12 protein-coding genes are annotated in these 17,986 nt (G+C 64.3%); 10 read left to right on the top strand and 2 right to left on the bottom strand.

What is annotated here, in order from left to right:
* Window positions 1–73: 73 nt before the first annotated feature.
* The 9 genes from FA94_RS33220 to FA94_RS33255 all read left to right on the top strand — a co-directional run bounded on the left by FA94_RS33220 (window position 74) and on the right by FA94_RS33255 (window position 12,047).
* Complete coding sequence (locus FA94_RS33220; RefSeq protein WP_231585090.1) at window positions 74–694, top strand: methylamine utilization protein; 621 nt, start codon at window positions 74–76, stop codon at window positions 692–694.
* Window positions 695–711: 17 nt separating this feature from the next.
* The gene (locus FA94_RS33225) at window positions 712–3,087 is read left to right on the top strand and encodes a putative bifunctional diguanylate cyclase/phosphodiesterase (protein ID WP_051981031.1); all 2,376 of its coding nucleotides are present in this window, start codon (window positions 712–714) and stop codon (window positions 3,085–3,087) included.
* A 140-nt stretch (window positions 3,088–3,227) separates the two neighbouring features.
* On the top strand, window positions 3,228–4,790 hold the full coding sequence (locus FA94_RS33230) for a diguanylate cyclase (protein WP_035559701.1): 1,563 nt from the start codon (window positions 3,228–3,230) through the stop codon (window positions 4,788–4,790).
* 205 nt (window positions 4,791–4,995) lie between these two features.
* Entirely contained in the window at window positions 4,996–5,508 is a 513-nt protein-coding gene (locus FA94_RS33235) for a DUF2844 domain-containing protein (protein ID WP_035559704.1), read from the top strand.
* A gap of 29 nt (window positions 5,509–5,537) precedes the next feature.
* The gene (locus FA94_RS33240; protein WP_035559707.1) at window positions 5,538–6,857 is read left to right on the top strand and encodes a DUF3443 domain-containing protein; all 1,320 of its coding nucleotides are present in this window, start codon (window positions 5,538–5,540) and stop codon (window positions 6,855–6,857) included.
* Window positions 6,858–7,071: 214 nt separating this feature from the next.
* A complete protein-coding gene (locus FA94_RS38945; protein ID WP_156126764.1) occupies window positions 7,072–7,308 on the top strand; it encodes a hypothetical protein in 237 nt (78 codons plus the stop codon).
* Window positions 7,305–10,304: a tetratricopeptide repeat protein gene (locus tag FA94_RS33245; protein WP_051981033.1), complete on the top strand. Its 3,000-nt coding sequence runs from the start codon at window positions 7,305–7,307 to the stop codon at window positions 10,302–10,304. Before FA94_RS38945 ends, FA94_RS33245 begins: the two co-directional genes overlap by 4 nt.
* 294 nt (window positions 10,305–10,598) lie before the next feature.
* Window positions 10,599–11,420, top strand: coding sequence for an alpha/beta fold hydrolase (locus tag FA94_RS33250; RefSeq protein WP_035559710.1), 822 nt, complete (start codon window positions 10,599–10,601; stop codon window positions 11,418–11,420).
* 396 nt (window positions 11,421–11,816) lie between these two features.
* Complete coding sequence (locus FA94_RS33255; RefSeq protein WP_035559712.1) at window positions 11,817–12,047, top strand: hypothetical protein; 231 nt, start codon at window positions 11,817–11,819, stop codon at window positions 12,045–12,047.
* 146 nt (window positions 12,048–12,193) lie between these two features.
* Here FA94_RS33255 and FA94_RS33260 read toward each other — a convergent pair whose 3' ends face one another.
* Window positions 12,194–14,422, bottom strand: coding sequence for an NADP-dependent isocitrate dehydrogenase (locus FA94_RS33260; protein ID WP_035559714.1), 2,229 nt, complete (start codon window positions 14,420–14,422; stop codon window positions 12,194–12,196).
* Between the two features lie 409 nt (window positions 14,423–14,831).
* On the opposite strand from FA94_RS33260, the gene FA94_RS33265 reads away from it, so the two are divergent.
* Window positions 14,832–17,015 (top strand): TonB-dependent siderophore receptor, encoded by a 2,184-nt coding sequence (locus FA94_RS33265; protein ID WP_035559716.1) that lies wholly within the window; start codon window positions 14,832–14,834, stop codon window positions 17,013–17,015.
* 33 nt (window positions 17,016–17,048) lie between these two features.
* On the opposite strand, the gene FA94_RS33270 is transcribed toward FA94_RS33265, so the two are convergent.
* The gene (locus FA94_RS33270) at window positions 17,049–17,966 is read right to left on the bottom strand and encodes a LysR family transcriptional regulator (protein WP_035559718.1); all 918 of its coding nucleotides are present in this window, start codon (window positions 17,964–17,966) and stop codon (window positions 17,049–17,051) included.
* Between the last annotated feature and the right edge of the window lie 20 nt (window positions 17,967–17,986).

The following is a 17,986-nucleotide window of genomic DNA, read 5'->3' on the forward strand; positions in this document are numbered from 1 at the left end:
AACGCCGCGGCCGGCACTGAACAACCGGCCACGCGTAGCGGCCACCGACGTATGAACTGACGGGGATCACACAGTGACAAGAAGCAAATGGTTAAGCGTGGCGCTCACCGGCTGTTTGACCGCGCTGCTCGCTGTCCCGGCCCAAGCCGTGAGCCTGCAGGTCCAGGTGGTGGACCAGTCCGGCCAACCCGCCGCCGACACGGTGATCTACGCCATGCCGATGAGTACCAAGTTACCGGCGCGCCCACCGGCCGACGCGATCATCGACCAGGTGCGCCGGCAATTCGTGCCGCTCGTTTCTGTCGTTCAGACGGGCGCTTCGATCAGCTTTCCGAACAAAGACAATATCGAGCACGACGTCTACTCGTTTTCCCCCGCGAAGAAATTCGAGCTCAAGCTGTACCACGGCATCCCGGCTCATCCCGTGGTGTTCGACAAACCGGGGCTGGTCGTGATGGGCTGCAACATCCACGACATGATGATTGCCTATCTGCTGATCGTCGATACGCCCTACTTCGCCAAAACGGACGCGCAAGGACACGCGTCGATCGCGGGTCTGCCCGCGGACAACTACCAGGTCACCGCCTGGAGCTATCGCGCAGTCGATCAGGACGCGCGCCCGGCGCAAAAATTGAATCTCGGCGCCGACGCTTCAGCGAAGTTCGTGCTGCAACTCAAGCCGGACGCAATGTAGGTCACCAGGGAGTCGGTATGCGTATCCACAGTCTGCGCTCTCGCATCGCGCTAGTGTTCGTGCTGCTGATGCTCGCCGTTCAGGCGGCGGTCTTCGTCGTCATCAGCACGGTGATCGCGTCCAATGCGCACCGCAATGTCGAAGATCAGTTATCGGTCGGCGAGCGCGTGTTTCAGGAAGTGCTGCACTCGAATGCCGGCAAACTGACCCAGGCCGCCAGCGTCGTCGCGGCCGATTTCGGGTTCCGCGCGGCGGTCGCCTCGCACGACCAGACCACCGTCACGTCCGCGCTGCAGAATCACGGCGACCGCATCAACGCCGACGTCGTCATGCTGGTCGGACTCGACGGCAAACTGATCGCGGACAGCCGCGGCCCCACGCATGCCGGCGAACCCTTCGCGTTTCCCGGTCTGATCCGCAAAGCCGAACACAGCGGCGACGCTTCGACGATCGGCGTCATCAACGGCCGCCCGTATCAGCTCGTCGCGGTGCCCGTCAAGGCGCCGCTCGTGATCGCCTGGGTGACGATGGGTTTCGCGATCGACGACGCCCTCGCACGCGAAACCCGCGGGCTTACGTCGCTCGACGTCTCCTTCCTCGGCAAGCCCGACGGCAAACACTGGACGGTTCTCGCGACGTCGCTGGAACACACCGCGCGCGAGCCGTTGCAAGCCTCGATCGCCGCCGCGCCCGCCGATCCCCGCGCCGGCCCGTTCGATCTGATCGACGATTACGGCACGCGCGTGGTGCTGCTCGCCTCCGACGGCGAACCCGTGGTGGCGATCCTGCAGCGCTCGTTGAAAGAAGCGATGGCGCCGTATCATCGTTTGCAGACGACGCTGTTCATCCTCACGCTGATCGGCGTCGCGGTATCCATTGGCGGCAGCGTGTTCACCGCCCGCAGCGTCACGCGGCCGATCGGCGCCTTGACACGGTTTAGCCAACGCATCGGGCAGGGCGACTACAGCGAGCCGATCGAGGTCAGCCACCGCGACGAAATCGGCGAACTTGCCGCCGCGTTCAACCAGATGCGGGAAGGCATTGCCGAGCGCGAAACGCGCATCATGGACCTCGCCTATCAGGACCGCCTGACCGGCCTGCCGAATCGCGCGCTGTTCAACGACCGCCTGCAGCAGGCGATCGTGGTTGCGCTGCGTCTCGGTCATCCGCTCAGCGCGATGATGATGGACCTGGACCGCTTCAAGTACGTGAACGACACGCTCGGCCATCACATCGGCGACTTGCTGCTCGACGAAGTCGGCAAGCGTCTGCGCGCGAATCTGCTGCGTGCCTCGGATACGGTCGCGCGGCTGGGCGGCGACGAATTCGCCATTCTGCTGCCGACCGACAATGTCGACGCGGCAAAAATCGTGGCGGCGCGGCTGCTGAAAGCGCTCGAAACGCCGATCGTCGTCGAGGGCCAGGTGGTGGATGTGGGTGCCAGCATCGGCATCGTGAGCTGCCCGGAAAACGGCCGGGACATGCACACGCTGCTGCGCCGCGCGGATGTCGCGATGTACACCGCCAAGCGCGCCAACACGGGCTTTGCGATCTACGACGAACGCGACGATCAGCACAGCGCCGAGCGCCTGTCGTTAATGAGCGAGTTGCGTCACGCGGTCGAACACGACGAGCTCACGCTGCACTATCAGCCGAAAGTCGACCTCGCCACCCGGGCGGTCAAGTACGTCGAAGCGCTGGTGCGCTGGGAGCATCCGACCCGAGGGTTCATCGCGCCCGACCAGTTCATTCCGTTTGCCGAGCAAACCGGCTACATCAAATCGATCTCGCGCTGGGTCGCGGAAAAAGCGATCCGTCAATGCGCGCAATGGCATGCGCTCGGACTGGATCTGAAGGTCTCGATCAACGTGTCGGCACGCGATCTGATGCACGCCGAACTGCCGGAAACGCTCGACGCGTTGCTGCGCAAATACGAGGTCGACCCGGGTTCGCTGTGGATCGAGATCACGGAAAGCGCCATCATGGACGATCCGAATCACGCAATCGCGACGCTCGACCAGCTGCACCGGCTCGGCATCCGTTTATCCATCGACGATTTCGGCACCGGCTACTCGTCGCTGTCCTATCTGAAGCGGATGCCGGTCCATGAACTCAAGATCGACCGCTCGTTCGTGATGGGCATGGCCGACGACAAGGACGACGAGACGATCGTCCGCTCGACCATTAATCTCGGCCACAACATGGGGCTCAAGGTCGTGGCGGAAGGGGTGGAAGATGCCGCCACGCTCGAGCATCTGAAGACCCTGCGTTGCGATCTGGCCCAGGGCTATCACGTGAGCCGGCCGCTTCCGCCGGACAAGCTGGAGAGCTGGCTGGTCACGTGGCATGACCAGTCCGAGGCGCAATTGCGCGAGGCCGACGCGCCGGTCTAATCGCGCGGATGAAGCGCCCAACCGGGCGCCTGCCGCGATTGACCCCTCGACGGATTCAATGCTTCAATCCTAGCGCCGGGAAGCGACGACGAACGTCGTTTCCAACGCCGGATCGACCGGCACCCTCGGGAGTCACGCACGTGTCGACAGGACAGGTTGTCACCTCGCGGTACCGGTTGGCGCGGCGGCTCGTCGGGATACGCGTCTGCATTCTGCGCGCGATCGGCCGGCATCCTTTTCTGGCGGGCCTCTCCGGCATGCTTACCGCCACCGTGGTGGCGGGCCTCACCTTCCTCGCGCTCTACAACAGCCGCGAGGAAGAACTCCGCCACGCGGTCGAGAGCTCGCGCAACCTCGTCACGATCATCAGCCGCGATCTGGCGCGCAACTTTCGGCTGTACGACACCTCCCTGCTCGAGGTCGCAAAAGACGCGGGCCAGGCGGAAACGTGGCGCCTCGCGCCCGACCTCAGGCAACGCGTACTGTTCGATCGCACGCTGGGTTCGCCGCTGGCCGGCGACGCCTACGTGCTGGACGCGCAAGGCCGCGTGAAAGCCTCGATGAGCGGCAACACGTATCCGGGCCTGTCGTTCGCGCATCGGGATTACTTCACGGTTCAGCAGAACACGCCGCACGCGGGTCTCTACCTGTCGAATCCGTATGCGTCGCAAGTGCGCGGCGGTGCGGTGGCCGTCGCGTTGTCACGACGTGTCGATGCGCCCAACGGCGCCTTCGACGGCATTGCGATGGCCAGCGTGCGGATCGAGTACTTCGAGCATCTGCTCGACAACATCTCACTCGGTCCCAACGGCGCCGGCTTTATCGTGCTGAACAACGGCACGCTGCTCGCAAGCCGGCCCGCGGCACGCCTCGGCATCGGCTCGAACTATGCGAAGACCGCGAACTTCGCCGGCATTGCCGGCCACGAGATCGGCAGCTTCGTGTCGGACGGCTCGCTGGACGGCGTCTCGCGGCTTTACACCTATGCGCATGTGCCGGACACGCCGATCATCGTCGGCATTGCGCCGGCCGTGGACGACGTGCTGGCGGGCTGGCGCCGCCGCAATCTGCTGGCGGGCGCGATGACGGTACTGTTCGGCGCCGCCTACGTGGTGGTGGTGTGGCTGTTCGCCTTCGCACTGCGCGACAAGGTGCGCGCCGAGGCCGCGCTGCAGCGCGTCGCCGCGACCGACGCACTGACCGGACTCAGCAACCGCCGCGCGTTCGACCACCGGCTCGCGCAGGAATGGCGGCGCGCGCAGCGCGAGCAGACGCCGCTAGCGCTGCTCTTTATCGACATCGATCATTTCAAGCGCTTCAACGACACCTACGGACACGCGACCGGCGACGAAGTGCTGACCGTGGTCGCCGAACGTATTGTGTCGGGCACACGACGCGCGCTGGATCTCGCCGCGCGCTACGGCGGCGAGGAATTCGCCGTGGTGCTGCCCAATACGTCGCTCGACGGCGCGCTCAAGGTCGCCGAAAAAATCCGCAAACGGGTCGAGTCGGCAGGACTCGCGAACAAAGATACGCCGGGCGGGCACGTAACGATCAGCGTCGGCTGCGCAGCGTGCCAGCCGCCTGAAGGCGGCAGCGCGGCCGCATTGCTGGCGGCAGCGGATGCCCAGTTGTATGCGGCGAAAGCGGCCGGACGCAACCGCGTGATGGCGCGCGCGATTACCGCGCAACTGGCCGTCTGAACGCGCTACATCGATTCACCCTTCACTTCGCATCAATTAGTCCAGCCTGGTTTATTCGCGCGACCAAGCTTTCAATTTCAAACAGAAGCGGATTCGCTTCTCAATTCGTTGGATTTAAAAAGGCGACCGCACGCTAAGCTTCGTTTCGCGCGAGCGCGAGGGCAAGCTCGCGCGTATTTTCCAAAAACTTCCACAAAATCAAAAAATGATAACCAGTAAATTTGGAATCGCCGTGGTGGCGGCGGCGTCGTTCGTTACCGTCGCGCCTGCTTACGCGGCGCTGGGTAGCGCGCCGACGTATCCGGTGACGGCCAGCAGCACCGGCGCGGGCGCGGCCAGTCCGGGCGGCGCCGCGGTGGCGCGCTTCGCGGCGAGCGCAAGCGCCAATGCGGCGACGCCGGCTTATACCGTCAGTCAGACGACGCTGCCGTCCGGCACGGTGGTCAACGAGTACATCACGGCGGGGAACACCGTGTTCGCGTTGAGCTGGCAAGGTCCGACCATGCCGCCGCTGAAGACGCTGCTCGCGACTTACTTCCCGACTTACGTCCAGGCACTCACCGACGCGCACAACACCCAAGGCGGCGGCTACGGCGCCGCCGTCGTGCGTCAGACGGGGCTGGTCGTGGAGACGGGTGGGCACATGGGCTCCTTCGTGGGTCGTGCCTATTTGCCGCAAGCGCTGCCGCAAGGCCTGAGCGCTGACGACATCAAGTAAATCAACAGAAATCAAACGAGAGAATACAAGTGCGCAAAATCGCATGGATTATTGCCGCGGCGCTCGGCCTGAGTCTGGCCGCCTGCGGTGGGGGTGGTGGCAGCAGCGGCAGCTCGACGGCCAATTCGTCGACCTCGGGTAGCAGTTCGAACACGCCTTCGAGCGGCACGACGAACGGCATCACGAGCCCGCCGTTGACCAGCTCGACGCCCAACGTACTCGCGGCCGACGCGTCCGCCGTGCCGACCGCGGTCGGTCCCGGCAACACGATGGCGGTGACGGTCACCGGCACGGGCATTCACAACCAGCCGATGGTGAGCATCAAGCTCTGCAAGCCGGGGACGAACGCCACCGCCAACTGCGTGACGATTCCGAACGTGCTGGTCGACACGGGTTCGTACGGGCTGCGCCTCGTGCGTTCCGTGATTCCGGACGCGACCTTCAACACGTTCGGCACTGAAACGGCCAATAGCCTGCCGCTCGCCGAGTGCGCCTTGTTCGGCAGCGGTTATACGTGGGGCACGGTGCATACTGCCGACCTCGCGCTGTCGGGCGAAGTTGCCTCGACGCTGCCGATCCAGGTGATCGGCGACCCGGCGCTGACGACGGCCGCGCCGTCCGAATGCCAGGTGGGCCGCCTGATGGCGACCGCCGCCGATGTGGGCGCGAACGGCATTCTCGGCATCGGCGTGAGTCCGACGGACTGCGGTTCGGCGTGCGCCGTCGCGCCACTGTTGACGCACTACTACACCAACGCGGGCACGGCCACCACGGTGCCGCTCAGCGGCCAGGTCGCCAATCCGGTTTCGTATTTCGTGCAGGACAACAACGGCGTGATTCTCGAGATGGCACAGGTGTCCGATAGCGGCAGCGCGTCGGCCCAGGGCACGCTTGTGTTCGGTATCGACACGCAGGCCAACAACACGTTGGCCGGCACGAGCGCAACGTTGATCAGGACGGATATCAACAGCAACTTCACGTCGACCTATAACGGCACGACGCAGACCAGCACGTTCTTCGATTCCGGTTCGACGGTGATGTTCTTCCCGGATACGACGATCGCTCGCGACCCGGCGAGCAGCTACTACGTGCCGACCGCGACGGTGGGCCGCACGGCGACGCTGAGCTCGACCAGTCCGGCTAGCGCGACGCTGGGCTTCAACATCGCCAACGGGTTGACGTTGAGCGCGTCGGGAAACAACGCGTTCAACAACCTCGGCATCTATATGCCCGGTCAGTTCGACTTCGGTTTGCCGTTCTTTTACGGCCGGCATGTGTTCTACGGCATCGCGGGACACTCGTCGACGGGTGGCGGCCTCGGGCCTTATGTGGCGTACGTGTCGAGTTGAGCGGCGTGACGTTTGGCCCACAACGCTTGCGAGACTGAATACATCGCAGCACTGAAATAAACCCGGCCGCGCGCCGGGTTTATTCTTTAGGGCGCCGTATCGGGTCGAACTGATCGATCCCGATGCTCAAGTTATTCATCTTTGTGCCGATAGGGTTGATGGGGCGCCAGGTGATTAATCAGAATGCCCGCCTTTTCATCACCCGAAAATGACAATGAAGACCTCTTTGAACCGGCGCACAAGCGCCGTGTTCGCCGCGTTCTGCCGGAGCGCATGTGCGCAGAATTCAACGCCGTCGACGGCCACATCGAATGACTTCATGATCGGTGCGATGACTGGTGCGCAGCGCCTCGACCTCGACCTTGACCTGGACGTTGACCTTGATCGCCTGAACGAGCGTCAACCCCATGGCGTCAACCAGTGGCTGATGACGCAGCGAGGCGCAGCGTGAAGTCCGTCGCGTTGCTTCACCCACTGCGACGGCTCACGTTCCTGCCCGCGCTGCTGACGGCGCTCACGTTGACCGCGGCGGCCGTTGCGCCGCTCGGCGCCGGCGCCATGTCGGCCGGCGCGCAGGACGCTGCGCGTCTGCCGCGTCCGTTCCCGGCTTTGCCGCTCCTGCCGTTCGGCGATCCGACCACACCCTGCGCGCTGCGCTTCGGCGCCAGCCAGGAGTGGGCGGCCTCGCCGCTTGCCAAGCCCGCGCAACTGCTCGCATCGTGCGGCACCGAGGCGGCGGCCGGCAATCTCGACGCGCGCGCCATCTATGGACAGATGATGCTGTTCGGCTACGCGATGCCGCCGTCCGACACCGGCCTCGCGATGTTGCAGCAGGCCGCCGTCGACGGCTCGCGCAGCGCGCAACGTGTGGTCGGTTCGCTCTACCGCGACGGCATGCGTGCGCCGAAAGACTACGCCGCCGCGCGACGCTGGCTGACGCTCTCCGCGGACCAGGGCGACGGCCTCGCGGCCGAGACGCTCGGCCTGATGGACTACAACGGCGAAGGCGGCGCGGTCGACTTCGCCTCGGCCTACGCCGAGTTCGCGCGCGCCGCGGATCACGGCTCGTCGCACAGCGCGTCCAACGCCGGGCAAATCCTGTTCGACGGCCGGGCGGGCGTGCCGCGCGACGTCGCGGGCGGCGTCACGTGGTTCATTCAGGGCGCGACGCGCGGCGATGCCGACGGGGCGTTCCTGCTCGGCATGGCGCTGTTGCGCGGCACCGGCGTGAAGCAGGACGTTCGCAACGCGGCGGGCTGGATCAATACGGCTGCGGAGCGCGGCCATCTCGGCGCGCACGCGGTGCTCGCCGATCTGTACGTGGCCGGCGCTGGCGTGCCGCGCGACGAGAAAAAGGGTTTTGCGTTGATGTCCTACGCGGCGAGCCGCGGCTCGGTCTACGCGCAGCGCCGGCTCGGCGAACTGTATGCAGGAGGCACCGGCACGGCGCGCAACCTGGCGCTGGCGCGGGCATGGCATCGCAAAGCCGCGCTGGAAGGCGATGCGACTGCGCGTTTCCAACTGGCCGTTGAGTATCGGTTGGGCCTTGGCGGTCCCAAGGATCTCGACGCCGCAATCGGCTGGATGCGCGGCGCGGCTCAGGCCGGCCTCGCGGCGGCGCAGAACGATCTCGGCACCATGCTGCAGCGTGGCGAAGGCGAGCCACGCAATCTCGTCGAAGCGAAGCAGTGGTATCAGCGGGCCTCCGACCAGGGACTCGGCATCGCCGCGTTCAACCTGGCGTCGCTCGCCGATGCCGGGCTCGGCATGCCGAAAGATCCGGCGCTCGCGTTCCGGCTCGCGCATACCGGCGCCGAGCGCGGCGATCCGCAAGCCACGCTGATGGTCGGCCGGATGCTGTTCGTCGGCGATGGTGTGCCGGTCGATAAGGCGCAGGCGTTGGTCTGGTATCGCAAGGCCGCCGATCTCGGCAACGTCGACGGAGCACGTCAGACCGGCTGGCAGTATATGTACGGCATCGGCGTGCCGCGCGATGCGGTGCTCGGCCAGCGTTATCTGGAAACGGCCGCGCGGGCCGGCAATGCTCAGGCGCAGACCATCCTGGGTTTGTATCTGCTGGAAATGCAGGCGAACGGCGGTAGGGATGCCAATAAGGACACGGCCAAAGCCGACGGCAAGGCGTGGCACGTCAAGGCGGTCGCGCAAAACTTCGCGCCGGCCTATACCGCGATGGGCACGGTCTACTCCAAAGGCCAGGGCATGCCGCCCGATCAGCCGACCGCGATCAAATGGTTCACGCGCGGCGCCGAATCGAACGATCTCGCCTCGCAACGCGTGCTGTGTCTCGCCTATGCGAACGGCGCCGGCGTGACGCGCAATCCCGAGCTGGCGCAGCGCTGGTGCCGCGCCGCCGCGCAAGCCGGCGACCTCTTCGCGATGCGTCGGCTGGCCGTCGGCATTGCAGACACGACGTCGGAGCGCGACAGCAGTTACTGGCAATGGCGAATCGCGAGTCGCGGCGACGCGGTCTATCAGTCGATGCTCGGCGACTCGTACGATCTGGGCCGCGGCGTCCCCGCCGACTTCAGTGCAGCGGTCTACTGGTTCCGGCTCGCGGCGGAACAGGGCAATGTCTCGGCGCAAAGTTCGCTGGCGTGGCATCTGTTTACCGGGCTCGGCGGCGAGCGTAACGATCGGGAGGCGCTGGCCTGGGCCAACCGGGCGGCCGACACCAGTTCGGGCGCCATGGCCATGGTCGGCGAGGCTTATCTGTACGGCCGAGGTGTTCCGCAAGACGTTGATGTTGCGCGCGGCTGGCTTGAAAAGGCCGCAGCGGCCGGTTCGGGCGAGGCGGCCAGCGATCTCGCGAATCTGTATGAGACCGGCAATGGCGTGCCGCGCGATGATGCGCTGGCGCTGAGTTGGCATCGGAAAGCCGCTGCGCTCGGGAGCAATGCGGGAACCATCGCGCTCGCGCTGCGCGCTGAAGCTACGGGGGATGTGCACGCGCTGAATGGCCGCTCGATGCAGTGGCTCGCTGTTGCCGGCGATCCGGGTTCGGCTGGTTCGGCTGGTTCGGCTGGTGCGGCTGGTGCGGCTGGTGCGGCTGGTGCGGCCGGCGGTGCGCGCGCGCCCGCTTCGAACGACGCGACCGAATCCGGCCTGGCCTCGTGGGCTGCCCTCTCAACCTTGAACGAAGCCTTGCTGGGCGACACGCTGCGGCAGTATGAGATCGGCATGCGCTATCTGTCAGGCGACGGCGTGATGCGTGACAAGGCGCTCGGCGATGCGTGGCTTCAGCGTGCGCTGGCCGGCTTCGCGGCCGAACCCCATCACGCCATGTATGCGGATGCGGTCCGCGCCGTCGAACAACGCGTTAGCGCGCAACTGAGCGCGGATGAGCGGGAGCGGGCGCATCGGGTGGCCGTCAATCTGCTGGCGACGGTTCCGTCGAGCGCGGTCGCGGCGGGGGCGTATCGAAGCTGAAAGAAGCCGGCGCGTTTCAAGTTGAACGCAGGCGGCAAGCAGGAAGGTTTGGGTCTCGACCCAGGTTGAGAACCAAACCAGCGCCGCCGCGTATCCGAGCGACGCATTTGAACGACGCATTTGAATCGCCGCAATCATGTCAGCGGACGAGCACGGCGCGTCCGGCCACCGCATGAACATGAGCTGGTGCTGCGCCAGCAGCGCTCCAGCGAAATTCCGTAGCCGGATTGATTTTGACGTCCGGCCAGTGGCAACCTTGCGCATCCATCCCGGCGGAACGCTACGGAGGCGACCATGACCGACCCCTTCCTCGACTCGCACGACGACGACCTCGCCCATTTCGACGCACATGGCACCGCGCCGCTGCCGGCGTCGAACGATCAGGGCCATGTCGAGCATGCCGGCGCGCAAATCTGGTACGCGTCTTATGGCGCCGGCGCGCCGGTGATTCTGCTGCACGGCGGCCTCGGCCATAGCGGCAACTGGGGCTACCAGATTCCCGCACTGCTCGACGCGGGGTATCGCGTGGTGGTGGTCGACAGTCGAGGCCACGGCCGCAGCACGCGCGACACGCAGCCCTATCGCTACGAGTTGATGGCATCCGACGTGCTGGCCGTGATGAACCGCTTGCAACTCGAACGCGCCGCGCTGGCCGGCTGGAGCGACGGCGCATGCGTCGCGCTGGTGTTGGCCAGCGAGGCGCCCGAACGCGTGGCGGGCGTGTTCTTCTTCGGCTGCAACATGGACCCCAGCGGCACCCGGCCGTTCGTGCCGACACCGGTAATCGACCGTTGCTTCAGCCGGCATCGCAAGGACTACGCGAAACGATCGGCGACGCCGGGCGAGTTCGACGCGTTCGTCGGCGCGGTCAGCGAGATGATGCGCACGCAGCCCAACTACAGCGCGGACGACCTGACGCAGATCCGCGTGCCGGTTGCGATCGTGCAGAGCGAACACGACGAGTTCATCAAACCGGAACACGCCGACTATCTTGCCCGCACGATTCCCGGCGCGGCACTCATCGCGCTGCCCGGCGTGAGCCATTTCGCGCCGCTACAAAGACCCGGCCAATTCAATCGCGTGCTGCTGGATTTTCTGCGCCGCGTTTTGCCCTGAACGGGCTCGCGATGCCTGGAAATTAAGCATCGCGGCGAATCGGCGGGAATCCGTGTCGCGCCCAAGCCCGAAAATTTCACGATGTGGCATGAACGCTTGCTTCGTAAAAAATCGTGGTGCGTGGCACAAATTCGCCATTTCGCAATGTCGCCCCGCATTGCACATCGCAAAATGAACAACGCAAGCCTTTATTTTTAAACGAATTTTTTTGTTAGGTCGCCCCATCTAAGAACGGCTTGCGCCGCTACTCGCTGACGTAGACTCTTTTACAAGAGCCGGCGCTTCATGCAGTCGTGGCAGGTTGGACGGGACGATCAGGCGGTTGGACGGTCCCCACCCTCGCGCACGAAACCGCACCGGCACAGCGGTTTTTAAATGGCAATTGGGAGACTGAAAATGAAAGGCTTTCGCTTTGGCTCGACCCAGGGAGCGTTCTACATTTTGCCGGGACAGGATGGTTGGGCTGCCACTTACGGCAACGAAACGCTCGGCGAATTTTCCAGCGCGCAACAGGCCGCCGACGACCTCGCGCGTGGTCTGATCTGCCCGCATCTGTCCGAAGGCGACGATACCTCGTCGCTCGAAATTCCGGAGAAGCTCAGCGATTGGGAAATCGTTCACGTGTGAGGGCAGGTATGACGGCTGCCCACGTAGAAGTGAAAACGACGATGGCGCTCGAGAGCGCCATCGTCGTGCTTACTGCTTATTTCCGTGCGGTTTGCGCAGGTGTTGCTGCTGCCCTGGCTAATGCATCGACTGCGGCATCGACTACTTTATGCCACCGCGTCCACGATCTTGTTCAGCGTGGCGCTCGGGCGCATGGCCTTGCTCGTCAGCTCGACGTTCGGACGGTAGTAACCGCCGATTTCCACTGCCTTGCCTTGCGCTGCGGCGAGTTCTTCGATGATCTTCGCTTCGTTGTCGGCCATGGCCTTCGCCACGCCGGCGAACTGCGCCTGCAACGCCGCGTCTTCGGTTTGCGCCGCGAGTGCTTCCGCCCAGTACATAGCCAGGTAGAAGTGGCTGCCGCGGTTGTCGATACCGCCGACCTTGCGCGCCGGCGACTTGTCGTTGTCGAGGAACTTGCCGGTTGCCTGATCCAGCGTCTTGGCCAGCACTTGCGCCTTCGGGTTGTGATACGCATTGCTCAGATGTTCGAGCGACGCCGCCAACGCCAGGAATTCGCCCAGCGAATCCCAACGCAGGAAGCCTTCTTCGACCAGTTGCTGAACGTGCTTCGGCGCCGAACCGCCCGCGCCCGTTTCGAACAGACCGCCGCCTTCCATCAGCGGGACGATCGACAGCATCTTCGCGCTGGTGCCCAGTTCCATGATCGGGAACAGGTCTGTCAGGTAGTCGCGCAGCACGTTGCCGGTGACCGAGATCGTGTCCTTGCCGGCGCGGATGCGGTCCAGCGAGAACTGCGTTGCCTCGACCGGCGTCATGACGCGAATGTCCAGACCGGTGGTGTCATGGTCTTTCAGGTATTGCTCGACCTTCCTGATGATCTGGGCGTCGTGCGCGCGCGCCGCGTCCAGCCAGAAGATGGCCGGCGTGCCGGTCGCGCGGGCGCGGTTCACCGCGAGCTTGACCCAGTCCTGCACCGGTGCGTCTTTGGTCTGGCACATGCGCCAGATGTCGCCGGCTTCCACCGGTTGTTCGATCAGCACCGTGCCGGCTGCGTCGGTCACGCGGACCACGCCGTTCGCCGGAATCTGGAACGTCTTGTCGTGTGAACCGTATTCTTCAGCGGCTTGCGCCATCAGGCCGACGTTCGGCACCGTACCCATGGTGACCGGATCGAACGCGCCGTGCTTCTTGCAATCTTCGATCACCGCCTGATACACGCCCGCATAGCAGCGGTCCGGAATCACGGCCTTGGCGTCGTGCAGTTTGCCGTCGGTGCCCCACATCTTGCCCGACTCGCGAATCATGGCCGGCATGGACGCGTCGACGATCACGTCGCTCGGTACGTGCAGGCTGGTGATGCCCTTGTCCGAATTGACCATGGCCAGTTGCGGGCGAGCGGCGTATTGCGCCTTCATGTCGGCTTCGATCGCTTCGACCGTTGCGGCCGGCAGGTCTTTCAGACGCGCGTACAGGTCGCCGATACCGTTGTTCGGGTTGAAGCCGGCTTGCGCCAGCGCGTCGGCGTGCTTGGCCAGCACGTCTTTGTAGAACACCGACACCACCTGACCGAAGATGATCGGATCCGACACCTTCATCATGGTGGCTTTCAGGTGCACCGAGAACAGCACGCCCTTGGCCTTCGCGTCCGCGATTTCCGCTTCGATGAAGCTGCGCAGCGCGTTCTTGCTCAGCACCGACGCGTCGATGATCTCGCCCGCTTGCACGTTGGTCTTTTCTTTCAGGACCGTCTTCGTACCGTCGGTTGCCGTCAGTTCGATCTTCACGGCGCCGGCCGCTGCGATCAGCGCCGATTTTTCGCTGCCGTAGAAATCGCCGCCGCTCATGTGCGAGACGTGCGACTTCGAGTCCGACGTCCACGCGCCCATCTTGTGCGGATGCTTGCGAGCGTAGTTCTTGACCGACAGCGGCGCGCGGCGGTCCGAATTGCCTTCGCGCAGCACCGGGTTGACGGCGCTGCCCTTGATTTTGTCGTAGCGCGCCTTGACGTCTTTTTCAGCGTCGGTCGTGGCGACGTCGGGGTAAGCCGGCAGTTTGAAGCCCTGATCGCGCAGTTCGGTGATCGCGGCCTTCAGTTGCGGCACCGACGCGCTGATGTTCGGCAGCTTGACGATGTTTGCTTCCGGACGCGTGGTGAGTCCACCCAGTTCAGCCAGATCGTCGGAACCCTTCTGTTCCGCGCTCAGGTAGTCCGGAAAGGCAGCAATGATCCGGCCGGCAAGCGAGATATCGCGCGTTTCAACGATCACGTCGGACGAGCGCGTGAACGCCTTGACGATCGGCAGCAGCGAGTAGGTCGCCAGTGCGGGGGCTTCGTCGGTCAGGGTGTAGATGATCTTCGGCGGTGTGGACATGTTCGAGGCTTTGCTAGGTGAAGTGATAGACAGAGCGTTTGGTAGCGCTGAGCCGGCGAGGTTGCGACGAAGCTGCAAAAACGCCGCGCGATGCACGGCACTACTTTTTACGGCCCGACCGTGAGTATATGCGTGTTTTCCTCTACTCGCTGTTAAACAAACATATCCCCGAACCGGGCTCGATGGGGTCGAGCCCCGCCAGATAAGGCTTTGAGGCCAATGCCCTAGGTCTTACGACAGATGTCTTATAGATGACTTGCTAGCTTTCAAAAACATTGTTAATGCGAATCATATGCATTAACATTCGTGCGCTCGCTTTTTCACCATCCGTTTAACCGTCACTCGCTCGCAAGATGCCGTTCGCACCGTTTCGGTGCGCGGCGGTGGCAGCCTGTCCAACTCGAATAATATGCAGAATCTTTCTATCGCCGGCCGTCCGGCGTTTGCGCGCGGTCCGCGCCGCGCTCCGTCGCTGCTTAGCGCCGGACTCCTGGTTAGTGTGGGTTTGACGCTTTCCACACTCTCATCGAGCGGATGGGCGCAAGCCGCCCCGGCCAGCGACACCGCCGCCACCTTGCCGGCCGTGAAGGTTTCGGCATCGAAAGACACCACCGTGGCGCAGGCCGATACCGTCAGCGCCGGCGCGCTGGGTTCGCGCAAGCAGGTGGACACGCCGTTCTCGACCCACGTCGTGACGAGCGATGAAGCACAGGATCTGTTCGCGACCACCGCCAACGACCTGTTCAAGTACGATCCGGCTGTCTCGGCCATCAGCGAAAACGCCATCAGCGAAAACTCCGTCTTCACCGTGCGCGGTATGCCGATCGACACGCTGAACAGCATCAAGGTGGACGGCCAGACCTTCCCGTCGTGGGATACCGACCTCTCGCTCGAACCGTTCGAACAGGTCGAACTGCTCAAGGGTCTGTCGGGCTTCATGTACGGCTTCGGCTCGCCGGGCGGCATCGTCAACTACGTGTTGAAGCGTCCGACCGACACGCCATATCGCAGCGTCACGGTCGGCTATAAATCGGCCGGTGTGTTCACCGAGGCGGTTGACCTGGGCGGCCGCTTCGGCAACGACAACCGTTTCGGCTACCGCCTGAACCTCGTCAACGAAGACGGCAACACCGCCGAACCGAACGGCCACGTGCGCCGCCAGGTGGCGTCGCTGGCGCTGGACTTCCGCATCACGCCGGACCTGACCTGGACCGCCGACGCGTTCTACCAGAAGCGCAAAACCAACGGCACGCTGTTCGGTCTCGGGATCGGCGCCGGCGGCATTCCGGACGCGAGCAAGATCGACGTTGCCGGTTTGACCCAGCCGCAGAACTACTACCAGACCGAGATGGCGTCGTTCGGCACGGGTCTCGATTACCGTCTGTCGGAAAACTGGCACGCGAGCCTGAAGTACCGCTTCGCCAAGGAGAACCGCACCAATTCGGATAGCTTCCTGTACGTCACCGACACGGCGGGCAACTACTCGAACACGCTTTATGCGGCCATGACGCGCTACTTCTATCAGAACGTCGACGCCATGGTGCAGGGCCAGTTCAACACCGGCAGCATCAAGCATGACGTGGTGGTCGGCGCGGGCTTCCAGACGCAGACCAGCGAGTACAGCAACAGCACCGGCTGGAACATGGGCTACGCGCTCGGCACCGGCAATCTGTACACCACCACGCTGCTGACCAACAGCGAAGTCAGCATCGGCTCGGACCTGTATCGTCAGCAGCGCACCACGCAGGCCGCGGTGTATGCGAGCGATACGCTGCAATTCACGTCGCGGCTGTCGGCGCTGCTCGGCGTGCGTTACACGCAGTACCGCCAGAACGTCTACGACACGACCGCCGCCGTCACGTCGCAATACAGTGCGAGCCCGGTTACGCCGACCTTCGCGCTGATGTTCAAGACCGACCCGTATTCGACGCTGTACACGAGCTACGTCGAATCGCTGGAACAGGGCGGCGCGGCCGGCAATACCAACCTGAACTACCCGGCAACCTACGGCCCGATGCGCAGCAAGCAGTACGAAATCGGCTTCAAGACGGATCACGCCAGGTGGGGCGCCAATGTCGCGCTGTTCCGTGTCGACCAGGGCTACAACTACACGAACGTCAGCAACTACTTCGTGCAGAACGGCACCAAACGCTACACCGGCGTCGACGCCAGCGGCTGGCTCGCGCTGACGAACGAATGGCGCGTGATGGGCGGCGTGATGTGGCTCGACGCGAAGGCGGTGGACGTGGACGATCCGAACATCGACGGCAAACGCGTGTATGGCGCGCCGCGCTTCACCGTGACGGGCCGCATCGAGTACAACCCGGCGTATCTGCGTCCGCTGACGCTGGCGTTCGGCGGCAAATATGTGGGCAACCAGGCCGTGGATGCCGCCAACTCGCAGTTCGTGCCGTCGTATGTCACTTACGATCTGAGCGGCCGCTACGAGACGAAGATCGCCGGCCAGGACGTGACGTTCCGCGCGGGCATCAACAACCTGCTCAACCGTCGCTACTGGACCACCGCATGGGGTTCGTTCGTGTCGCCTTCGCCGACGCGCACCGCTGTCGCTAGCGCGACGTTGCTGTTCTAAAGCAACGCGCGTGATCGGGGCGCCTGAGCCGGCCTAACCCGCCGCAGGCGCCCCGAGCATCGCCGGAATCCCGGCGACCAGCGCGTCGATCGCACAGCGCGTTTTCAACGCCAGATACCGGCTCTTCGGCCACACCGCGTGAATCTCCTGCGCGGGCCGGAAACAATTCTCCATCACCGTCACCAGTTCGCCCTTGCCGGCATGACGCGCCAGCAGCCAGCTCGGCAACCACGCCAGCCCAAAGCCCGCGACCGCCGCGTCGACGATCCCCTGCATGTCGTCGAAAGCCAATTGCGGATGCACCTGCGCGCGACGCACCTGACCGTCGATGTCGACCACATCCCACGGCATCGGTATGCCGCCACGCAAATAGGCGATCGCCGAGTGGCCGCGTAATTCATCCACGTTGCGCGGCGTGCCGTGTCGTGCCAGATAGGCCGGCGCCGCGCCGATACTCGCGTATTGCATGCCCAGCTTGCGGGCCGCGAGACTCATGCTGTCGGCGAGCGGCCCGACCCGCACGACCAGATCGAAACCCTCTTCCACCACGTCGACGAAGCGGTCGCTGATCGAAATGTCGATCGTCAATTGCGGATGACGGCGTGCCAGCTCAAGCAGCACCGGCGCCGCGCAGTGATGGCCGAAGCACTGCGGCACGCTGACCCGCAGACGCCCTTTCGGCTCGCGCCGCCCTGAATCGAGATCGGCTTCCGCGGCTTCGAGTTCGGCGAGCGCGCGCACGCAGCGGTCGTAGTAGGCCTGACCGTCTTCGGTGAGGCTTTGACTGCGCGTGGTCCGATTGATCAGCCGCACGCCGAGCCGCTTTTCAAGCCGCACGATCACTTTGCCGACCGCCGAACGCGTGAGGTCCAGGCGTTCCGCCGCCAGCGCAAAACTGCCCGTTTCGACGACGCGCACGAACGTCGTCACACCATCGAGGATGTCGCTCATTTCTTTGCCTTATTGGGTCC

This window comes from Burkholderia sp. 9120 (assembly GCF_000745015.1).
Taxonomy (GTDB): domain Bacteria; phylum Pseudomonadota; class Gammaproteobacteria; order Burkholderiales; family Burkholderiaceae; genus Paraburkholderia.